Annotated in this window: 16 protein-coding genes; 10 read left to right on the forward strand and 6 right to left on the reverse strand. The window is 67.3% G+C overall.

The genetic code is table 11. From position 1 onward, the window contains the following. The first annotated feature begins 451 nt into the window (after positions 1 to 451). Complete coding sequence (locus GD429_RS14920; protein ID WP_152857590.1) at positions 452 to 952, forward strand: GNAT family N-acetyltransferase; 501 nt, start codon at positions 452 to 454, stop codon at positions 950 to 952. Between the two features lie 284 nt (positions 953 to 1,236). Then, positions 1,237 to 2,832: a thioredoxin family protein gene (locus GD429_RS14925; protein WP_152857591.1), complete on the forward strand. Its 1,596-nt coding sequence runs from the start codon at positions 1,237 to 1,239 to the stop codon at positions 2,830 to 2,832. 39 nt (positions 2,833 to 2,871) lie between these two features. On the opposite strand, the gene GD429_RS14930 is transcribed toward GD429_RS14925, so the two are convergent. Both GD429_RS14930 and GD429_RS14935 read right to left on the reverse strand, forming a co-directional pair. Next, positions 2,872 to 3,123, reverse strand: coding sequence for a DUF4148 domain-containing protein (locus GD429_RS14930; protein WP_152857592.1), 252 nt, complete (start codon positions 3,121 to 3,123; stop codon positions 2,872 to 2,874). Between the two features lie 377 nt (positions 3,124 to 3,500). Then, on the reverse strand, positions 3,501 to 4,904 hold the full coding sequence (locus tag GD429_RS14935) for a GntP family permease (RefSeq protein WP_152857593.1): 1,404 nt from the start codon (positions 4,902 to 4,904) through the stop codon (positions 3,501 to 3,503). A 317-nt stretch (positions 4,905 to 5,221) separates the two neighbouring features. Here GD429_RS14935 and GD429_RS14940 point away from each other — a divergent pair, with 317 nt between their 5' ends. The 5 genes from GD429_RS14940 (at position 5,222) to GD429_RS14960 (ending at position 10,955) form a co-directional block, all read left to right on the forward strand. After that, positions 5,222 to 6,700 carry a sigma-54 interaction domain-containing protein gene (locus GD429_RS14940; RefSeq protein ID WP_152857594.1) on the forward strand — a complete coding sequence of 493 codons (1,479 nt, stop codon included), beginning with the start codon at positions 5,222 to 5,224 and terminating at the stop codon, positions 6,698 to 6,700. A gap of 54 nt (positions 6,701 to 6,754) precedes the next feature. Beyond that, positions 6,755 to 7,282, forward strand: coding sequence for a BON domain-containing protein (locus tag GD429_RS14945; protein ID WP_152857595.1), 528 nt, complete (start codon positions 6,755 to 6,757; stop codon positions 7,280 to 7,282). Positions 7,283 to 7,343: 61 nt separating this feature from the next. Next, the gene (locus GD429_RS14950; RefSeq protein ID WP_111019108.1) at positions 7,344 to 7,616 is read left to right on the forward strand and encodes a hypothetical protein; all 273 of its coding nucleotides are present in this window, start codon (positions 7,344 to 7,346) and stop codon (positions 7,614 to 7,616) included. Positions 7,617 to 7,719: 103 nt separating this feature from the next. Continuing rightward, positions 7,720 to 8,025 (forward strand): H-NS family nucleoid-associated regulatory protein, encoded by a 306-nt coding sequence (locus GD429_RS14955; protein WP_152857596.1) that lies wholly within the window; start codon positions 7,720 to 7,722, stop codon positions 8,023 to 8,025. A 572-nt stretch (positions 8,026 to 8,597) separates the two neighbouring features. Further along, positions 8,598 to 10,955, forward strand: a complete 2,358-nt coding sequence (locus GD429_RS14960; RefSeq protein WP_321574622.1) for a GNAT family N-acetyltransferase — start codon at positions 8,598 to 8,600, stop codon at positions 10,953 to 10,955. Positions 10,956 to 11,608: 653 nt separating this feature from the next. Here GD429_RS14960 and GD429_RS14965 read toward each other — a convergent pair. Further along, entirely contained in the window at positions 11,609 to 12,160 is a 552-nt protein-coding gene (locus GD429_RS14965) for a hypothetical protein (protein WP_152857597.1), read from the reverse strand. Between the two features lie 172 nt (positions 12,161 to 12,332). Next, entirely contained in the window at positions 12,333 to 13,154 is an 822-nt protein-coding gene (locus GD429_RS14970) for an IclR family transcriptional regulator (protein ID WP_152857598.1), read from the reverse strand. Positions 13,155 to 13,626: 472 nt separating this feature from the next. Between GD429_RS14970 and GD429_RS14975 the strand changes: the two genes are divergently transcribed. Further along, positions 13,627 to 14,475: an ureidoglycolate lyase gene (locus GD429_RS14975; protein WP_152857599.1), complete on the forward strand. Its 849-nt coding sequence runs from the start codon at positions 13,627 to 13,629 to the stop codon at positions 14,473 to 14,475. Positions 14,476 to 14,621: 146 nt separating this feature from the next. Here GD429_RS14975 and GD429_RS14980 read toward each other — a convergent pair whose 3' ends face one another. Further along, the gene (locus tag GD429_RS14980) at positions 14,622 to 15,005 is read right to left on the reverse strand and encodes a VOC family protein (protein WP_034181624.1); all 384 of its coding nucleotides are present in this window, start codon (positions 15,003 to 15,005) and stop codon (positions 14,622 to 14,624) included. Positions 15,006 to 15,260: 255 nt separating this feature from the next. Here GD429_RS14980 and GD429_RS14985 point away from each other — a divergent pair, with 255 nt between their 5' ends. Continuing rightward, positions 15,261 to 15,905, forward strand: coding sequence for a CGNR zinc finger domain-containing protein (locus GD429_RS14985; RefSeq protein WP_152857600.1), 645 nt, complete (start codon positions 15,261 to 15,263; stop codon positions 15,903 to 15,905). A gap of 48 nt (positions 15,906 to 15,953) precedes the next feature. On the opposite strand, the gene prpR is transcribed toward GD429_RS14985, so the two are convergent. Next, positions 15,954 to 17,936: a propionate catabolism operon regulatory protein PrpR gene (prpR, locus tag GD429_RS14990; protein ID WP_152857601.1), complete on the reverse strand. Its 1,983-nt coding sequence runs from the start codon at positions 17,934 to 17,936 to the stop codon at positions 15,954 to 15,956. A 170-nt stretch (positions 17,937 to 18,106) separates the two neighbouring features. Between prpR and prpB the strand changes: the two genes are divergently transcribed. Beyond that, a complete protein-coding gene (gene prpB, locus GD429_RS14995; protein ID WP_152857602.1) occupies positions 18,107 to 19,000 on the forward strand; it encodes a methylisocitrate lyase in 894 nt (297 codons plus the stop codon). Positions 19,001 to 19,099: the final 99 nt, after the last annotated feature.

Consider the following 19,099-nt stretch of genomic DNA (forward strand, 5'->3'; position numbering starts at 1 on the left):
ACGCGTGGCGTCGAGCGGTGTCGCGCGGATGCATCGGCAGTCGTCGCGGTCCTGCGCGCCGCGCGCTCGTGATGCGCGGGCCAGGACGTCGGCACACATGGGCCCGGCATATGCCGGGCTGGGCGGCGCCCAGTCTAGGGAGCCGACATGACGTCGACGTGATGAAGAAATGACATCGCATGTCGCGCGCGTGACGTTGTGTGCGCAACGATTCGTTCGGGCGCGATGTGTGACGGAAGAGGGTAAGGAATTACCGATCGCCGCATGCGGAATCGGTCGGATTTTTCCGAATCGCGGCCGGCAGCGTGATCGTGTGTCGTTGCGGATGCAACGGCATCGCGCGACGCCGCGACACCCATGTTTCAAATGCGTGAAATCGGCTAAGCTCGAAACGTTGCTGCGCATGTGCGCAGTCCGCGCCGCAGGCGCGATTTTTCGGACCGGCCCACCCATGACCGACATCAAGATCCGGCACAGCGAGACGCACGACGTCGACGCGATCCGGCAGATCGCCGCCCATCCCGCGGTGTACATGAATACGCTGCAGTATCCGTTTCCGTCGCTCGAGAAATGGCAGAAGCGGCTCGAAAACGCGCGCGAGCACGGCGTGAGCCTCGTCGCCGAAATCGACGGCACGGTGGTCGGCCATCTCGGCCTGCATTTCGAGGCGAATCCGCGCCGGCGCCATGCGGCGGGGCTCGGCATGATGGTCGATGCGGCCCGTCACGGGCGCGGTGTCGGCCGCCGGCTGCTCGCGGCCGCGATCGATCTCGCGGAAAACTGGCTGAACATCACGCGCCTCGAGTTGACCGTGTTCACCGACAACCGCGCAGCGATCGCGCTCTACGAGAAGCACGGTTTCCGGATCGAAGGCGAATCGCCGGGCTATGCGTTGCGCGATGGCGTGCATGAGGCCGTGTATCACATGGCGCGGATCAAGGGCCGGGAGTGAACGGGCGATCGGTGCGGGCGTGACGGAACGCGCGGCCACGGTGCCGCGCGTCATATTCATTCGAGAATTCGTTCGTTTTCCGCTGGCTGCGCCGGTCGTATCGTTGATCGATTTGCCGGTCGCTTCGGCCGGCATCCGCTTTTCCGCGTCGACGCACCGCCACATTCCGGCATGCGTCTCGCCGCACGTCGGTGCGCTTCATCGTTTCATGAACATCGCTTCATGGTCATCGTTTCGCGCGACACATCTTCCTGCAACCGTCTCTTTCAACGGAACCTGCCTCGATGAAAACCGCTCTCCGGAATCTGACTGCCGCCTGCCTGTTCGCCGCCGCGGGTGCGGCGTTTGCCGCTGCCGCGCCTTCGGGCGCAGCGGTGGCGAGCGCGTCGCCCGAAGGCGCGCATCTGCCGCCCGGCATCGCGTGGCAGCACGGCGATGTCGATGCCGCATTCGCGCTCGCAAAGCGCACCGGCAAGCCGCTGCTGCTCTACTGGGGTGCGGTGTGGTGCCCGTCGTGCAACCAGGTGAAGTCGACGATCTTCAGCCAGCAGGCATTCAAGACCCGCTCGTCGTTTTTCGTGCCCGTCTATCTCGACGGCGATACCGAAAGCGCGCAGAAGCTCGGCGAGCGTTTCAAGGTGCACGGTTATCCGACGATGATCCTGTTCCGCCCCGACGGCACCGAAGTGACGCGGCTGCCGGGCGAGGCCGATCTCGACCGCTACATGCAGGCGCTGTCGCTCGGGATGACGGCCGCGCATCCGGTGCGGCAGACGCTCGCGACGGCGCTGAAGAACGGCGCATCGCTGACGCCGGACGAATGGCGCCTGCTGGCCGACTATTCGTGGGATACCGACGGCGCGCTGTCGGTGCCGGCCGATCGTGTCGCCGAGACGCTGCAGTCGCTCGCGCAACGCGCGCGGGCAGCCGGCGCGAAAGCCGAATCGGCGCGCTTCGCGCTGAAGTCGGCGGTGGTCGCCGCGTCGGACGATCCGGCGCAGGCCGGCGCGCTCGACAAGGCGGCGCTCGCCGATTCGCTGCGCGCGGTGCTGCACGATCCCGCGCTGGCGCGGGCCGATTCCGACGTGCTGGTCGCGGCACCCGCGCGCGTGGTCGCGTATCTCGGCGGCGACGACGCGCAGCGCGCGAAATTGCGCGGCGCGTACGACACGGCGCTCGCGCGCCTGTCGACCGACACTACGCTGTCGTCGATCGACCGGCTGATGGCGCTGCACGGCCGCGTGCTGCTTGCGCGCGGCGACGCGCGCAAGGGCGCGCCGCTCGCTGCGCCGGCGCTGGCCGATACCGCGCGCAAGCAGATCGCCGCGTCGGTGCAGGGCGCCGCGAATGCGTATGAACGGCAGGCGCTCGTCAGCGAAGGCGCGGACACGCTGACCGACGCGGGGCTGTACGACGAGTCGGATGCATTGCTGAAGGCCGAGCTGCCGCGTTCGTCGACGCCGTACTACTTCATGTCGGGGCTGGCCGCGAATGCGAAGGCGCGCGGCGACAAGGCCGCGGCGCTCGACTGGTACAGCAAGGCGTACGACTCGGCGAGCGGGCCGGCGACGAAGCTGCGCTGGGGCGCGACCTATTTTGCGAATGCGGTCGAACTGGCGCCGGCCGATTCGGCGCGCATCGAAGGGATTGCCGCGAGCGTGCTCGCGCAGGCCGACAAGACGCGGGATGCGTTCTACGGCGCGAACCTGCGCGCGCTGACGAAGGTCGTCACGCAATTGAACCGCTGGCGCAGCGGCGGCGCGCACGATGCGTCGGTCCGGTCGGTCGTGAAGCAGTTCGACGGCGTATGCGGGAAGCTGCCCGCGGGCGATCCGCAGGCAGCGGCGTGCGCGAAGCTGATCCAGCCCGTGAAGGCGTAACCACGCACGCACACATCGTCGAGCGGGCCGGACGAGAGATTACCGGCCCGACTCCGACGACGCGCCGCGATCGCTGCCGTATCCGGCGTCGTGCTGACGGGCAATCTTCGCTTCGGCGGAAACGATGCTGGCCGGATAGAACCAGTCGCTCGACTGGAAGCCGGCCTGCTTGAGCGCCTTCACTTCGGCGTGGACCTGCGCGCGCGTCAGCGGCTGGTTCGACTGCGCTTGCGCGGCGAGCGGGGCCGATACGGCCAGGGCAATGGCAACGGCTTGGAGCAGGCGCTTCATGATCGGGACCTCCAGGATTTCGGTGATTCGCCGCGCTTCGTTCGTCGAAGCGCCGGGTGACGTTGAAGCCAGTGTAGGCCGGGGCGGGCGCGCGAAAAATGCGATCGCGCCCAACGCAGTATTTTGCTGCGGGTAACAATGGGCGGGCGGTGGCGGGCGATGCCGGATGGCGGCTTGACGAGAGTGACGGGCGAGCCGCCATGCGAGCCGACCGGTTCCGGCGTGCGGGGAATTGAAATCGGACCGGATGTGAATTCCGGAATCCATTCCGGTTCGCATGCGGTCCGATCGTGACAGGCAGGTGAGGTTTGAAGAGGCCTGCACGTCGATGCGGCAGGCCGGGAGACGGCGTACGAAACGCCGCCTCATGCAGGCGCTTACACGAGCCCCGTCATGTAGAACACGGCGATCACGAAGAACACCGCGAGCGTCTTGATGACGGTGACCGCGAAGATGTCGCGATACGACTCGCGGTGCGTGAGGCCCGTGACCGCGAGCAGCGTGATGACCGCGCCGTTGTGCGGCAGCGTGTCCATGCCGCCGCTCGCCATCGCGACGACCCGGTGCAGCACGTCCATCGGAATGTTGGCTGCCTGCGCGCCCTTGATGAACAGGTCCGACATCGCGGCGAGCGCGATGCTCATGCCGCCCGACGCCGAGCCCGTGATGCCGGCGAGCGAGCTGACCGACACGGCCGCGTTGACGAGCGGGTTCGGGATGCTCTTCAGCGCATCGCCGACGACCAGGAAGCCCGGCAGTGCGGCGATCACGCCGCCGAAGCCGTATTCCGACGCGGTGTTCATCGCGGCGAGCAGTGCGCCGCCGACGGCGGCTTTCGAGCCGGCCGCGAAGCGGTCGCTGACACGGCTGAACGCGGTCAGCACGACCAGCACGATGCCGAGCAGCAGCGCCGCCTCGACCGACCAGATCGCGACGACGGTCTTGATCGACGTCGTCACCGGCGTGTGCACGCCCGGCAGCACGTCCGGCGCGACCGTGTACGACGCGGCGCCGTACCACTGCGGGATCAGCTTCGTGAACAGGAAGTTCGACACGCCGACGAGGATCAGCGGCAGGATCGCGAGCGCCGGGTGCGGCAGCGACGTCGCCTCGACGCGCTCCGGCTCGTTGACGAGCGACGTGCCGTAGCCTTCGCCCTTCGCCATCGCCGAGCGGCGGCGCCATTCCAGATAGGAGAGGCCGACGACGACGATGAACAGCGAGCCGATCGTGCCGAGCGCCGGTGCGGCCCACGCGGTCGTCTTGAAGAACGTGGTCGGGATGATGTTCTGGATCTGCGGCGTGCCGGGCAGCGAATCCATCGTGAACGAGAACGCGCCGAGCGCGATCGCGCCGGGCATCAGCCGCTTCGGAATGTTGCTCTGGCGATAGAGTTCGGCCGCGAACGGATAGACCGCGAACACCACGACGAACAGCGACACGCCGCCATAGGTGAGCAGCGCGCACACCGCGACGATCACCGCATTCGCGCGCGAGCGGCCGATGTAGCGGATCGCCGCATGGACGATCGATTCGGAGAACCCGGACAGTTCGATCACCTTGCCGAACACCGCGCCGAGCATGAATACCGGGAAATACAGTTTGACGAAGCCGACCATCTTCTCCATGAAGATGCCGGAGAAGACCGGTGCGACGGCGGCGGGTTCGGTCAGGAGCACCGCGCCGAGCGCGGCGATCGGCGCGAACAGGATCACGCTGTAGCCGCGATACGCGGCGTACATCAGGAACGCCAGCGCGGCGAGGACGATCACGAAAGACAAGGGGAGTCTCCTAATGGCTTTGGTTGTTGTTCGATCGCGCGACGCGCCGCGGACCGGCTCAGGTTCGTGCAGGTTTCGTGCCATCGGCCGGATTGCGCCGCCGGACATGGGTCCGCCGGAGACCGGCGGGGCCGCGCCGGTCCATGTCTGACGATTCTACAGAAAACGTCTCGATTCGGAGACGATATGGCCATCCGGCCAGCCCGTGAAACCGGGCAGGGCTTTCCCGGACAACGCGTTATGGCATGTCTCCAGAGTGAGATAATCCGTCTCGCTCTGGAGACATCCGGTCGAAAATACATGGAGACGAAGACACGATGATGAATGACTGGGCGCGCCTGCCCGTCAACTACGGCGACGTGCTGCGGCGCGCCGCCGAGTCGCTGTTCCGGACCTTCGAGGATTCGAGCGCGGGCACGGTGGTCGTCGATCGCGACGCGCGCGTCGTGTGGATGAACGAGCGTTACGCGGCGCGCTTCGGTTTCGCCGATCCGCAGCAGGCCGTCGGCCTCGACTGCGAGGCCGTGATCCCGAACAGCCTGATGCGCGAGGTCGTGTCGACCGGGCAGCCGATCCTGCTCGACATCATGGAGACGGGCCGCGAGCCGCTCGTCGTCACGCGCCTGCCGCTGAAGAACGAGGCCGGCGAGACGGTCGGCGCGATCGGCTTCGCGCTGTTCGACCAGTTGAAGACGCTCACGCCGATCTTTTCCCGCTACGTGCAGCTTCAGCAGCAACTGATCGCGACGCAGCGTTCGCTCGCGCAGGCGCGCCGCGCGAAATACACGTTCGCGAGCTTCGTCGGCACGAGTGCGGCGAGCCTCGAAACCAAGCGCCAGGCGCGGCGGGCCGCGCAGGTCGATTCGCCGGTGCTGCTGCTCGGCGAGACTGGCACCGGCAAGGAGCTGCTCGCGCACGCGATCCACGCGGCTTCGGCGCGTGCGCTCCAGCCGCTCGTGACCGTCAACGTCGCCGCGATTCCCGACACGCTGCTCGAAACCGAATTCTTCGGTGCGGCGCCCGGCGCGTACACGGGCGCCGATCGCAAGGGGCGTGTCGGCAAGTTCGAGCTGGCCGATCGCGGCACGCTGTTTCTCGACGAGATCGGCGACATGCCGCTGCCGTTGCAGGGCAAGCTGCTGCGCGTGCTGCAGGACAAGGAGTTCGAGCCGGTCGGCTCGAACCGGATCGTGCGCGCGGACGTCCGGATCATCGCCGCGACGTCGGCCGACCTGCCGGCGCTCGTGGAGGCCGGGCGTTTTCGCGCCGATCTTTATTACCGGCTCAACGTGCTGACGATCCACGCGCCGCCGCTGCGCGAGCGGGCGTCCGACATCGCGGCGCTCGTCTATGCGACGCTCGAGGAACTGGCCGCGCAGCACGGGCGCGCCGCGCATTGCGAGCTGACCGACGATGCGCTGCGGATGCTGTGCGCGTACCCGTGGCCGGGCAACGTGCGCGAGTTGCGCAATACGCTCGAACGTGCGCTGATGCTGTCGGACCGTTCGGTGATCGATGCGCGGGCGCTCGCGCCGTTCCTCGGGCCGGTGCGCATTTCGACGGACGGCGCATCGCCGGCGCAGCGGGTTGCCGCAGCGCCGGTCGAGCGGGGCGCGTCCGGTGCATCCGGTGCGCCGGTCGCTTCGTATGCCGATGCATTGGCGGCGTGGGAGCGCCAGTTCCTGATCGACGCGCTGGCGGCCTGTGGCGGCAAGGTCGTGGAAGCCGCCGCGCGTATCGGGATCGGCCGCGCGACGCTGTACAAGAAGCTGGTGGCGCTGGGCATCGAACGGTAGGCCGATCGGCGGCGCCGATGCGGCCCGAGTTGAAGCATCGAACAGGAGATCACGATGAAGCGAATCGGTATCGCAGGTTGGCTGACCCTGTTGCTGGCGACCTCCGCGCTCGCGCAGTCCGGCGACGCGGACGCGCCCGAGGCGCGGCGCAACTGGTACAACGATCCGTTCGTTGCGCTGTCGCAGGACCTGGCCGAATGCCCGTTGCCGCTCGGCCCGTGGATGACCCGCGCCGAGATGTCGGACGATGCGCATTACCGCGCCGAACGCGGCACCACCTGCTGGCTCGCGCACCGCTGCACGAAACCGAATTCGTATATGTATGACGCGCCGATCGCCGATGCCGCAAAAGCGCACTTCTCGGGCTCCGATCGCCTGCACGGTACGAGCCTGTGGATCACCGTGCAGCGGCGTTTCATCTATGTCGAAGGATGCGCGAATACGGCGTTCGATCGCCAGGCGCTGCAACGCGAACTCGAGGCGCTTCCGGACGTCGAGCAGGTTTTCGTTCGCATCACCGACGATCCGCGCCGGAGCTTGCCGTACAAGGCGCGCGGGCAACCGGGCCGCACGCCGAACTGACGACCGAAGGGCCGCGCATGGCATACTCGCGACATTCAAAAAATGGTTGACGGGAAGAATAATGAAACACATGCTTGCGTCGGTCTGTCGGTGGCCTCGGGTGGCCGGATTGTTGGCTCTGGTTGCAGGGCTCGGCGGGTGCGGTGGCAGTGCGCCGCTGTTCACTTCGGACGGGCGTCCGACCACGCAGGTGCAATGCACCGGCAGCGGCTGGAGCAATTGCACGGACAATGCCCGGGCCATGTGCAACGGGGATTTCGAAGTGATCCAGCAATCGACTGATGACGCCGTGCGAAATCTTCTCTTCGCATGCAAGAAGAAAAGCGGCTATTGATCTCGAAATGACCGGCCGAGGAGACCGCGATCGGGAGAAGCGCTTTTCTGTTTGCTTGGAGTCGTCTATTTTTTACGAATAACACTCATGGAGTCCCATCCATATGGCGACCTACAGGCAACTGACTGCGCAGCTCGAACGGCTTCAGCAAAAGATCGACAAGGAACGCGAAAAGGCGATTGCCGACGCGATTGCCGATATCCGCGCGAAAATCGACGAATACGACATTACGCCGGAAGAGCTCGGTTTTCGTCCGGCAGGGTCCGCCGCCGCTACTTCGAAGCCGAAGCCGAAGCGCACGTTGCTGCCGAAATACCTGAATCCGAAGACGGGCGAAACCTGGAGTGGCCGCGGGCGCGCGCCGGCGTGGCTCGGCAAGAATCGCGCACGTTTCGTGATCAAGGACTGACTCCCGAAAAACCTCACCTGTCGTGCGCCGACTGACGGTGCGAACGGCCAGGCGGCCGTCGCACCGTTTTGTTTTGGTGCCGTCGCCGGGCGATGCCCGCCGACGAATGGAGGTGCAATGCCGCGCGATTAACGGATCCCGTTTTGCGAATTCGCCGCGATTCGGCTGCCTATCGCGGCGAATTCCGGTAAACAACCGTGCAATTGCGCAGTGCATGCGCATTGGCGATCGCCATTTTCGCGGTGCACGCATGCCGCGGATTTCCATCACCTTTCGCGTGTTTGCGCGTTGTGCCGTGCAATTCCCGAAGATGCTCACCATGGCTCCTGTAAATCCTCACCTTTGAGGAAGCGGCAGCGTCGCGCCGTGTTGCTTGCGGCATGCGGCGATGTCGCGCCGCGCTTGTGTTGCAGGCCCATGGTGCGAGCGTTGACGTTCGTCGGGTAGTCGGCCGTTCGGCATATAGGCAGCCGCGTGCGCTTCGCCTATGCTTGGGGTTCGCGTCGAGCGGCGCGCGGCCTGTCCGTGCCGTATGCCGCTCGGGTCGTCTTTCGTTACCGCAGGGAGCCGATGTGACCGTTCGCCATCTCGATGCGTTGTTCCAGCCCAAGTCCGTTGCAGTCGTCGGCGCGTCGTCGCGCGCGGGCAGTATCGGCGCGATGGTGTGGTCGCGCGTGCTCGACGGTGCGTTCGACGGGCCCGTGTGGCCCGTCAATCCGAAATATCGCGAGCTCGACGGGCATGCGGTCGTCTCCGACGTCGACCGGCTGCCCGCACCGCCGTCGGTTGCCGTGATCTGCACGCCGCCCGCGACCTGGGCCGGCATCGTGCGCAAGCTCGGCGAACTCGGCACGCGCGTCGCGGTGATCGTCGGCGAGGCGCGCACGGATGCCGATCGCACCGCGCTCGATCGCACGCTGAAGGCGGCGAAGCCGTTCGTGCTCCGTATCGTCGGGCCCGGCAGCCTCGGCGTGCTGTCGCCCGCGCGGCATGCGCATTTCGGCGCCCCGGCCTATACGGCGCGCTCGGGCGGCGTCGCGTGGGTGTCGCAATCGAATGCGCTGACGAACGCGGTGCTCGGCTGGGCCGATGCGCGGGGCCTCGGCTTTTCGCATGTCGTCGCGCTCGGCGGCGAGTCCGACGTCGATGCGGGCGACGTGCTCGATTATCTTGCGAGCGATCCCGGCACGCGCGCGATCCTGCTCGAACTCGATACCGTGCGTGCCGCGCGCAAGTTCATGTCGGCCGCACGCGCGGCCGCACGCAACAAGCCGGTGCTCGCGTTGCGCACCGGGCGCGCCGATCCCGGCGACGCGCTTTATACGGCGGCGTTCCAGCGCGCGGGCATGGTACGCGTCGATGCGCTCGACGATCTGCTCGACGAGATCGAGACGCTCGGCGTTGGCCGCGTCACGGCGCGCGGCGCGGCGACGCTCGTGACGAGCGATGCGGGCGTCGCGAAACTCGCGGTCGATGCGGTCGCCGAGGTGCGCGACGTGCTGGTCGACTGGTCGCCTGCGGCAACCTCGGCCGTGTCGGCCGCGCTGCCGCATCTGGCTGCGCCCGGCAATCCGCTGACGCTGGGCGACGACGCGCGCCCCGAGCACTTCGCCGCGGCGATCAAGGCGCTCGCGCCGTTCCCGCAAACGGGCACGCTGTTCGTCGTCCATTCGACGTCCCACAGCGCGCCGGCCGATGCGGTTGCGCGCACGCTGATCGAATCGCGGCAGTATGCGCATCGCGGCATCCTCGCGTGTTTTTTCGGCGCGGTCGATGCGGCGACGCGCGATGCGCTGCACGCGAACGGCATTCCCGTACACACGACACCGCAGCGGCTCGCGCGCGCGTATGCGCGTCTCGTCGACTACAACCTCGGGCGGCAACTGCTGATGCAGACGCCCGAGGGTACGCCACTGCAGCCGGCCGAGTGCGTCGCATCCGCACAGGCCGACGCGCGCCGGATGGTCGAAGCCGGCCAGCATGAACTGGCCGGCGAGGCCGCGCTGCACTGGCTGTCCCATTTCGGCCTGCAAGGCGAGCAGGCGGGCGAGCAGGCCGGCGCGAAAATTGTCGATGTCAACGTCGACATGTACGACGATTCGAACTTCGGTCCGGTGTTTCGCTATGCCGTGCCGCCTGCGGATGGCGTGTCGGCGCCATTCGTCGTCTACGGCCTGCCGCCGCTGAACACCGTGCTCGCCCGCGCGGTGATGGAGCGCTCGCCGTATGCGCGCAGCACGCCCGTCGAGCCGACGCTCGACGCGTTGACGGCGCTGTCGCAGGTCGTCTGCGACGTGCGTGAAGTCGTCGCGATGTCCGTCACGCTGCGCGTGTTGTCCGACCGTGCGCAGGTGATCGCGCCGCGCATCACGCTGGCCGCGGGGCGCAGCCGGCTTGCGATCATGCCGTATCCGCGCCACCTCGAACAGACACTGGAGTGGCGCGGCGAGACGGTGACGATCCGTCCGATCCGTCCGGAAGACGAGGTCGCGCACAACGAGCTGCTCGGTGCAATGACGCCGGACGATCTGCGGATGCGTTTCTTCGGCGCGGTGCGCAGCTTCGATCATTCGCAGGTAGCGCGCATGACGCAGATCGACTACGACCGTGAGATGGCCCTCATCGTGTCGTACACCGATGCGTCGGGGCGCGACCATACGCTGGCGGTCGTGCGCGCGGTCGCCGATCCCGACAACGAGACGGCGGAGTTCGCGATCGCGGTGCGGCCCGATCAGAAGGGCAAGGGGCTCGGCCGGCTGCTGATGAGCCGCATCATCGACTACGCACGCTCGCGCGGGACCGCCTGGATGATCGGCGAGGCGCTGCGCGAGAACTCGGCGATGATCTCGCTCGCGAAGTCGTGCGGTTTTGAGGTGTCGACGACGGAGGAGCCGGGCGTCGTGGGTTTCAGGATGAAGTTGCAGCCGTAGCGTCTGTCGGCTGCGTGAAGGATTGGCGCCATCGCATGCCGTCGATGGCGCCAATCCTTCACCGCATTGCGCATGCGCCCATTCAGGGGTGCAAAGTATTCGGGCCCGCCTCTTGTACGAAACGTCCGAACGTATCGGGCCCATTCGCTATGCCGATATCGACGCACGCATGGCGCCCGGAAGCATTGGCTGTGTGCCGCGCTATCCGCTGCGCACAGCCGTTTCACGCGATGTGCGCGCGCGCATTCGCAGCCGCATTCCGGCTTCGCCAATTCGGAATCTCCGCAAAGGTGAGGCTTTTCGGGAGCCGCGAGTGAGCTTTTCCGGGGAGGCGCGGTGAGCCGATACGGGAGCGTTCGGTGAGCCTTCCCGGGAGCAGCCGGTGAGCGCCTGCGGGAGGCGCTGGTGAGCCTTTCCGGGACGCGTTGGTGAGGGTTTGCGGGAGATGTCGGTGAGGACATTCGGGAGACTTCGGTGAGAGTCTCCAGGAGCCTTGGGTGAGCTTTTTCGGGAGTGTTTGGTGAGCGCTTGCAGGACACCAGGGTGAGACTTTTCGGGAGCATGCGGACACACGGCTCCCGCGCGTGCGGCGCCGGCCAATGCCGGTGTCGCCTGCGGGTGCGGGCACGCATGAACCGTGCCCGCGATCACATTCAGGCAGCGAGTTTCGACGCCGCGTCGTTCACCTGGTCGCGCGAAATCGCGAGTTCCTCGAGGTGCGGATCGGCATAGACGGCGCCGGTTTCGCGCTCGAGGCGGGCGATCGTCAGCGCGCAACGCGCGGTGTCCTTCGGCATCGCGATGAAGCGCTTGACCGACTCGCCGGACGTGAATGCCTCGAACAGCGCGCCGCGCACGTCGTCCGGAAGCGTCTTGGTCCACTGGTACGGCTTGCCGTTGAACGTGATCGACGGCGGCAGCGTGCGTTCCTTCTTGGTTGCCGTGATGAGCCCGTAGGTGCGGGCCGCGTCGCCGATCTGCTCGGGCGAGAAGAGCTCGTCGGGCGTGATGTCGAACTGCTCGATGTGGTTCTCGATCGCTTGCATCGCGGCGGCACGATCGTCGCGCTTCTTCTGCGCGCGCGCGACGATATCGCGCAGCTCGTCCGCCTCCTCGGGCGTGATCGTGAAGCTTGCCTGCTTCTGCTGAAGTTCGGAGAAACGCTGGAATTCTTGATCGTTCAGAAGTTTGGCCATGACATCCATCGGACACGACGGCCGCGACAACCGGCCGCCGTAGTTTTTGAGAGGGCCGCTATTCTAGCGTAGCGCCGTGAGCGCACGATATGGCACCGCACATCGCGCGCTGCGCCGGTGTCGCGCGCGGCCGGGCCGGCGCAGGTGCGCCGTACCCGGTGCGCTTCGTCGGATCGGCGCGTCAGCAGGTCTCGGTGCGGCCCATCGACAGATGGGCGGCCGTGTCGCGCAGCCCTTCGACGGCGACGTCGACGGACGGCGCCGCGTGCGCGTCGATCCGGCGCATGTACGGGCAGGTCAGCACCGCGATCGCGTGGCCGGACGGCCCGAGGATCGGCGCGCTCAGGTCGGTGACGCCGTACGCCTGGCGGCTGTCCTGGCGCAGGTAGCCGGACTGCCGGATGGACTGGCACGCATACGCGAGCTCCTGCTCGTTCAGCGGCGCTTCGCCCTTGACCTTGCGATGCTCGGCCAGCATGTGCGCGCGCTGCTCGGGGCCCTGGAACGACAGCATCACGCGCCCCGATGCCGTATCGGCGAGCCCGATACGCGAGCCGAGCCGGACCGACACGCCCCACGGGCCGGGCCCGTCGACTTGCGCGATCACGAGCAGGTTGCCGCGATCGTAGACGGTCAGGTGGCACGATTGTTCGGCGGCATCGGCGAAGCGCTGCATCGGCGGCAAGGCCTCGGCAATCAGCAGGTTCATCGGCGGATGCCGGTGCGCCAGCGCGAACAGCTTGAGGCTGAGCGTGTAGCGGTCGCCGCCGGTCGAGCGCATCACGTAGCGGCGCGCGACGAGGCGTTCGAGCATCCGGTAGATTTCGCTTGCGTTGCGGCCGAGTTGCTTCGTGATTTCGGTGCGGGTGAGTCCTTCCTTCTGCTCCGACAGGAGTTCGAGAATGTCGAGGCCCTTGTCGAGCGCGGGTGCGCGATAGCGATCGATTGCGCCCAGCGATTCCCGCGCGTCGCAGCCGGGAAGTGGGTCGTTGGTTGTTTGCATTTTGGGTGTGAGGTTGGGGGATTACCGTCGATCGGTCGGCGACGCACGCTGGCCGGTTCTGCACGCGCATAAGTCGGGCCTGCGGATGGCGGTACAAGCCATTCGTACGAGCTTAGCAATAAACATATAGTGTGCAATGCAGCGTCTTTTTACCGATCGTTACCGTACAAGAACGGATTGGCAAACGTTTCCGATGACAGGGGCACCCCGAATAGCCAGTATTGATGCGCCGATGGCAGGCGGTGCCGGCATGCGCGGCGGATCGCGTTGCGCCGGCGTGTCCAGTGTTGCGCCGCAGCGTCTGCAGGCGCACCAATAGTCGGTATCCGTCGCGCGTCATTTCATGGCGCGCGGCCGATGGTACAAAGGCTTGCGGGCCAGCGACGGTGCGGCCGCGCGTGAACGGCACGCAGCCTCGAATGGCCGCGTCGGCCGGTATCCTGTCCCATTCGACAACAGAGGTTTGAGCACGATGAAACTGCTTCGCTATGGCCCGTCAGGCCAGGAAAAGCCCGGTATTCTCGACGCGGCCGGCTGGATTCGCGACCTGTCCGCGCACGTGCCGGATCTTGCCGGCGATGTGCTGTCCGACGCGGGTCTCGCGCGGCTGCGCGCGATCGATCCGGCCACGCTGCCGCTCGTGTCCGGCGAGCCGCGCATCGGCGCGTGCGTCGGGCACGTCGGCAAGTTCATCGGCATCGGCCTGAACTATGCCGATCACGCGGCCGAAGCCGGCATGCCGGTACCGAAGGAGCCGGTCGTGTTCGGCAAGTGGACGAGTTCGATCTGCGGCCCGAACGACGGCATCGACATCCCGCAGGGTTCGGTCAAGACCGACTGGGAAGTCGAACTGGGCGTCGTGATCGGCGCGCGGTGCAAGGACGTCGACGAAGCGAGCGCGCTCGATTACGTCGCGGGCTACTGCGTCGTCAACGACGTGTCCGAGCGCGAGTGGCAGATCGAACGCGGCGGCCAGTGGGACAAGGGCAAGGGCTTCGACACGTTCGGCCCGATCGGCCCGTGGCTCGTCACGCGCGACGAGGTGCCCGATCCTCAGTGTCTCGACCTGTGGCTCGAAGTCGACGGCCACCGTTATCAGAACGGCAACACGCGCACGATGGTGTTCACCGTCGCGCAACTGATCGCGTATCTGTCGCGCTGCATGACGCTGCAGCCGGGTGACGTGATCACGACCGGCACGCCGCCGGGCGTCGGCATGGGTATCAAGCCGTCGCCGGTTTTCCTGAAGGCCGGCCAGATGGTGCGCGTCGGGATCGAAGGGCTCGGCGAGCAGTTGCAGCGTACGCGCGACGCACAGTAACCGCACGAGCCGCGATCCCGTTGAGCGACCACGGCGGGCGGTCGTCGAAAACCGGACGCCGACGCTGACGCGTCAAAACCCAGGGCCCGATTCCGCGCAATGCGGAATCGGGCCCTGGCCGTTTGTACGCGGTGTACGCGGGCGGGTCACACGACGTTGTCGAGTTCGCAATGCGCTTCCAGCCGATACCCGTCGGGATCGACGACGAACGCCGCGTAGTAGCCGGGGCCGTAGTGCTCGCGCTTGCCGGGCCCGCCGTTGTCCTGCCCGCCGTGCTCGAGCGCGGCGCGGTAGAACGCGTCGACCTCGACGGGCGAAGCGGCCTTGAACGACAGGTGCAGCCCCGATTCGGGATCGGCGGCGACGGGGCGGGCAGCGTGCTGCAACCACAGCTCCGGTTCGGTCGTGCCGTACCCGATGGATCCGTCGTCGCTATACAGCCGCTTGTAGCCGAGCGCGCCGAGCGTGCTGTCGTAGAACGCGCGGCTGCGGCCGATGTGGGCGACGCCGAAGGAAAGGTGATCGATCATCTGTTGGCTCCTTGAACTGAAGGGGGGACGTCAGTGCAGCAAACCCGCTTACAAGCACCATGCCAGCCGCTTGTAGCGGAGCGCGCCGAGCGTGCTGTCGTAGAACGCTCGGCTGGGGTCGTTGTGGATAACTCCGCAGGAAAGGTGATCGATCATCTGTGACTCCTTGAACTGAAGGGGACGTCAGTGCAGCAAACCTTTTCGTAACCACCATGCTGGTTATGTTAGAAAGCGTCCGGACGCTTGTCAACCGGCATGGTGGTTAGATACGATGGGGTCATGAGCGATACGCAACCTTCCGTCACGATGGACTGCCTGATTCCGGCGCCGCCCGAAACCCTGAGCATCGATTTCGCGAACACGCTGTACTGGCGTGGCAGCGAGGCGCCGACGGAAACCTTCGGAACGATGGACGACCTGCTGGCGTGGTGCCGCGAGCAGGCCGGCGTGCCGGCCGGCCTGGCCGAGAGGTGCCGCGTGAGCGGCGTGGAGGAAGGCGAGCCGGCGATGCTCGCACGCGCGCTCGCGTTGCGCGAGGCGTTGTACCGGCTCTTTCATGCGCAGGCCGAGCGGCGCGAGCCGCAGGCCGACGATCTCGCGCTGCTCGGCGGCTTCCTGGCCGAAGCGTCGCCGCGCGTCGCGCTGGCGCGCGTCGACGGCGGTTATGCGTGGCGGATCGCAGACGCGGGCGCAACGCTCGCGGGGCTGTTGAGCCCGGTACTGTGGTCGGCGATCGACCTGCTCGGCGGCGCGCGGCTCGCGAAGGTCAAGCGATGCGCGAACGACGCATGCCAGTGGCTGTTCATCGACGACAGCAAGAACGGCAGTCGCCGCTGGTGCTCGATGTCTTCGTGCGGCAATCGCGCGAAGGCGTACCGCCACTATCACAAGGCCGACTGACGAGCCCGTTCAGGCACGCGCATACGATCGTGTCGACTCCAAACCTGCCTATTTCGCTGACAACTTCCGCCACAGCGTCGTCTTGCTGATGCCGAGCATCGCGCATGCGCGGTCGCGGTCGCCGCCGCACGCGTCGAGCACCGCACGGATCTCGTCGGCTTCCGCGCGGCGGCGGCGCGCGTGCAGCGTCTGCGCATCGTCGGCGTCGATCGCGTCGGGCGGCGGCGCGAACAGCTCGGGCGCGATCGCCTGCAGCGCGTCGGGATCGAGCGCGGCGCACGCGGCGGCCGGATCGTTTTCATCGGCTTCCTCGGCGAGTTCCACCGCGATCCGCTCGATCACGTTCTGCAGTTCCCGCACGTTGCCGGGCCACCGGTAGCGCGCCAGTGTCGCCTGTGTCGCGCCGAGCACGCGCGCGGCATCGCCGGCGTCGCGCAGGCGTTCGGCGAGGCGCGGCTCGCGCCGCGCGGCCTGTACGAGCAGCGTCGCCGCGAGCGCGGGAATGTCGGCCGCGCGCTCGCGCAGCGGCGGCAGGCCGACGTTCAGGATGTTGAGCCGGTAATAGAGATCCGCGCGGAACGTGCCGGCCTCGACGGCCGCGAGCAGCGGACGGTGCGTCGCGGCGATCACGCGCACGTCGATGCGGATCGGCTCGGTCGAGCCGAGGCGGATCACCTCGCGCTCCTGCAGCACGCGCAGCAGCCGGCTCTGCAGCGACGGCGGCATTTCGCCGATCTCGTCGAGAAACAGCGTGCCGCGGTGCGCGGCCTCGAACAGGCCGGTCTTGCCGCCGCGCCGCGCGCCGGTGAACGCGCCTTCCTCATAGCCGAACAGCTCGCTTTCGAGCAGCGCTTCCGGAAACGCGCCGCAATTGACCGCGACGAACGGATAGCTGCGCCGCGCGGACAGCGCGTGCAGGCTTTGCGCGATCATTTCCTTGCCGGTGCCGCTTTCGCCGAGCACGAGCACGGTCGCGTCGGATTTCGCGTAGCGGCGCACGAGGTCGCGCACGCGCGCCATCGGCGTCGATGCGCCGATCACGTCGTCGAGCGCATAGCGCGCCGCGAACTGCTGGGTGGTCGGCTGCGAACGCAGCGCGCGATCGAGCCGTTCGACCGCGCGCGATTCCTGGAACGTCAGCACGCTGCCCGACGTGACGCCGCGATCGACGAGCGGCCCGCGATGCACGACATAGCGCACGCCGCGCACGGTCGCGAGCGCGTCGCCGTCCTCGCCGCGCAGCGTGCGCAGCTCGGGCCGCAGGTCGACGAGCGCGCGGCCGACGGCCGCCGCGGGTTCGACCCCGAGCGCCGACGCGAGCCGCTCGTTGATCGCCTCGACGCGGCCGCGCGCGTCGAGCGCGACCACGCCGTCACGCAGGTGTTGCAGCAGGTTGTCGAGCCGCTGGCGGCGGAATGCCTCGGCGTGCGTCGCATACGCGACTTCGAGCGCCGTATCGACGGCCTTGCGCACCGACGCATGCGAATACAGGAACACCGCGCCCATGCCGGCGCTGGCCGCGAGGTCGGTGACGAGGCCGGGGCCGACGATCGTCTCGATGCCGCGGTCGCGCAGGTCGTGCACGCAGGCTTCCGCTTCCTGCGCGGACTGATATGACGCAAACTGCACGTCGAGGCCGTACGCGGCGACGAAGCGGCGCACTTCGGGCGGCGTTTCTCCGGCGCTGACGAGCGCGATCCGCGACGCGTCGCGCCGGGCGCGCGCGAGCGCCTGCATCACGTCGAAGCCGGTCGGCGACACGACCACGACCGGCACCTGCGCACGCGTCTTCAGGAAGGCGCCGTTCGAGCCGGCCGCGACGATCACGTCGGGCCGCGCGGCGCCGGCCTCGGCGATCGCGCTGAGCGCATCCTCATACGCGCGCGTCACGATGCGCACGTCGGCGCGTTCGTCGAATTCGCCGGCGATCTCGCGAAAGAAGTCGCGCAGGCGGCTGATGCCCATCGCCCAGATGCGCGGGCGCGCCGCACGATCGGCCGGGTCGACAGGCTTGGTCGAGGAGAGGTCCATGACGGTCGATTATGCGCGCGGGATTTCATTTTTGAAACATGAAATTGCCGAATTGAAATCGCCGGGTGCTGCATCGCCCGCGCCGGTTGCTTAAGAATCAGTGGGTTAGCGACGTTTCGCGAGCTGGCCCGGTCCTTGCTGTTATCGGGCATTCCTTCAGGAGGCCGTTCATGAGCAACACGCATCTTCAGAGCGCCGGCGCGAAATTCCGCGCGGCAGTCGCGGCCGAGCAGCCGCTGCAGGTGGTCGGCGCGATCACCGCGTACGCGGCCAAGATGGCGCAGGCCGTCGGCTTCAAGGCCGTGTACCTGTCGGGCGGCGGCGTCGCCGCGAACTCGCTCGGGATCCCCGATCTCGGCATCAGCACGATGGAAGACGTGCTGATCGACGCGAACCGGATCACCAACGCGACCGACCTGCCGCTGCTCGTCGACATCGATACGGGCTGGGGCGGCGCATTCAACATCGCGCGCACGGTCCGCTCGTTCATCAAGGCCGGCGTCGCCGCCGTGCACATGGAAGACCAGGTCGGCCAGAAGCGCTGCGGTCACCGTCCGGGCAAGGAAGTCGTACCGACCGAGGAAATGGTCGATCGCATCAAGGCCGCGGTCGACGCGCGCACCGACGACCAGTTCGTGATCATGGCGCGTACCGATGCGGCCGCCGCCGAAGGGATCGATTCGGCGATCGAGCGCGCGGTCGCGTACGTCGAAGCCGGCGCCGACATGATCTTCCCGGAAGCGATGAAGACGCTCGACGACTACCGCCGTTTCAAGGCGGCCGTGAAGGTGCCGATCCTCGCGAACCTGACCGAGTTCGGCTCGACGCCGCTGTTCACGCTCGACGAGCTGCGCGAGGCGAACGTCGACATCGCGCTGTACTGCTGCGGCGCGTATCGCGCGATGAACAAGGCCGCGCTGAACTTCTACGAGACGCTGCGCCGCGACGGCACGCAGAAGGCGGCCGTGCCGACGATGCAGACGCGCGCCGAGCTGTACGACTTCCTCGGCTATCACGAATACGAGCGCAAGCTCGACGAACTGTTCGCGCAGGGCAAGAAGTAACGCGGCCCGCGCGCCGGGGCATGGTTCCCGGGAAGCTCTGCATGGGACCGCATCAGGCGCTAAAGCGCCAAGTGCGGTCGACAGCTTTGCATGCGACCG

The sequence above is a fragment of the Burkholderia sp. BE17 genome, assembly GCF_009362305.1.
GTDB classification, from domain to species: domain Bacteria; phylum Pseudomonadota; class Gammaproteobacteria; order Burkholderiales; family Burkholderiaceae; genus Burkholderia; species Burkholderia pyrrocinia_C.

What these genes read in the sequence shown, in the direction of transcription:
- GD429_RS14965 (WP_152857597.1), bottom strand. Translation starts at nt 12,160, where the DNA reads ATGGATGTCATGGCCAAACTTCTGAACGATCAAGAATTCCAGCGTTTC.
- GD429_RS14940 (WP_152857594.1), top strand. Translation starts at nt 5,222, where the DNA reads ATGATGAATGACTGGGCGCGCCTGCCCGTCAACTACGGCGACGTGCTG.
- prpB (WP_152857602.1), top strand. Translation starts at nt 18,107, where the DNA reads ATGAGCAACACGCATCTTCAGAGCGCCGGCGCGAAATTCCGCGCGGCA.
- GD429_RS14985 (WP_152857600.1), top strand. Translation starts at nt 15,261, where the DNA reads ATGGTGGTTAGATACGATGGGGTCATGAGCGATACGCAACCTTCCGTC.
- GD429_RS14980 (WP_034181624.1), bottom strand. Translation starts at nt 15,005, where the DNA reads ATGATCGATCACCTTTCCTTCGGCGTCGCCCACATCGGCCGCAGCCGC.
- GD429_RS14955 (WP_152857596.1), top strand. Translation starts at nt 7,720, where the DNA reads ATGGCGACCTACAGGCAACTGACTGCGCAGCTCGAACGGCTTCAGCAA.
- GD429_RS14975 (WP_152857599.1), top strand. Translation starts at nt 13,627, where the DNA reads ATGAAACTGCTTCGCTATGGCCCGTCAGGCCAGGAAAAGCCCGGTATT.
- GD429_RS14950 (WP_111019108.1), top strand. Translation starts at nt 7,344, where the DNA reads ATGAAACACATGCTTGCGTCGGTCTGTCGGTGGCCTCGGGTGGCCGGA.
- GD429_RS14920 (WP_152857590.1), top strand. Translation starts at nt 452, where the DNA reads ATGACCGACATCAAGATCCGGCACAGCGAGACGCACGACGTCGACGCG.
- prpR (WP_152857601.1), bottom strand. Translation starts at nt 17,936, where the DNA reads ATGGACCTCTCCTCGACCAAGCCTGTCGACCCGGCCGATCGTGCGGCG.
- GD429_RS14945 (WP_152857595.1), top strand. Translation starts at nt 6,755, where the DNA reads ATGAAGCGAATCGGTATCGCAGGTTGGCTGACCCTGTTGCTGGCGACC.
- GD429_RS14930 (WP_152857592.1), bottom strand. Translation starts at nt 3,123, where the DNA reads ATGAAGCGCCTGCTCCAAGCCGTTGCCATTGCCCTGGCCGTATCGGCC.
- GD429_RS14925 (WP_152857591.1), top strand. Translation starts at nt 1,237, where the DNA reads ATGAAAACCGCTCTCCGGAATCTGACTGCCGCCTGCCTGTTCGCCGCC.
- GD429_RS14970 (WP_152857598.1), bottom strand. Translation starts at nt 13,154, where the DNA reads ATGCAAACAACCAACGACCCACTTCCCGGCTGCGACGCGCGGGAATCG.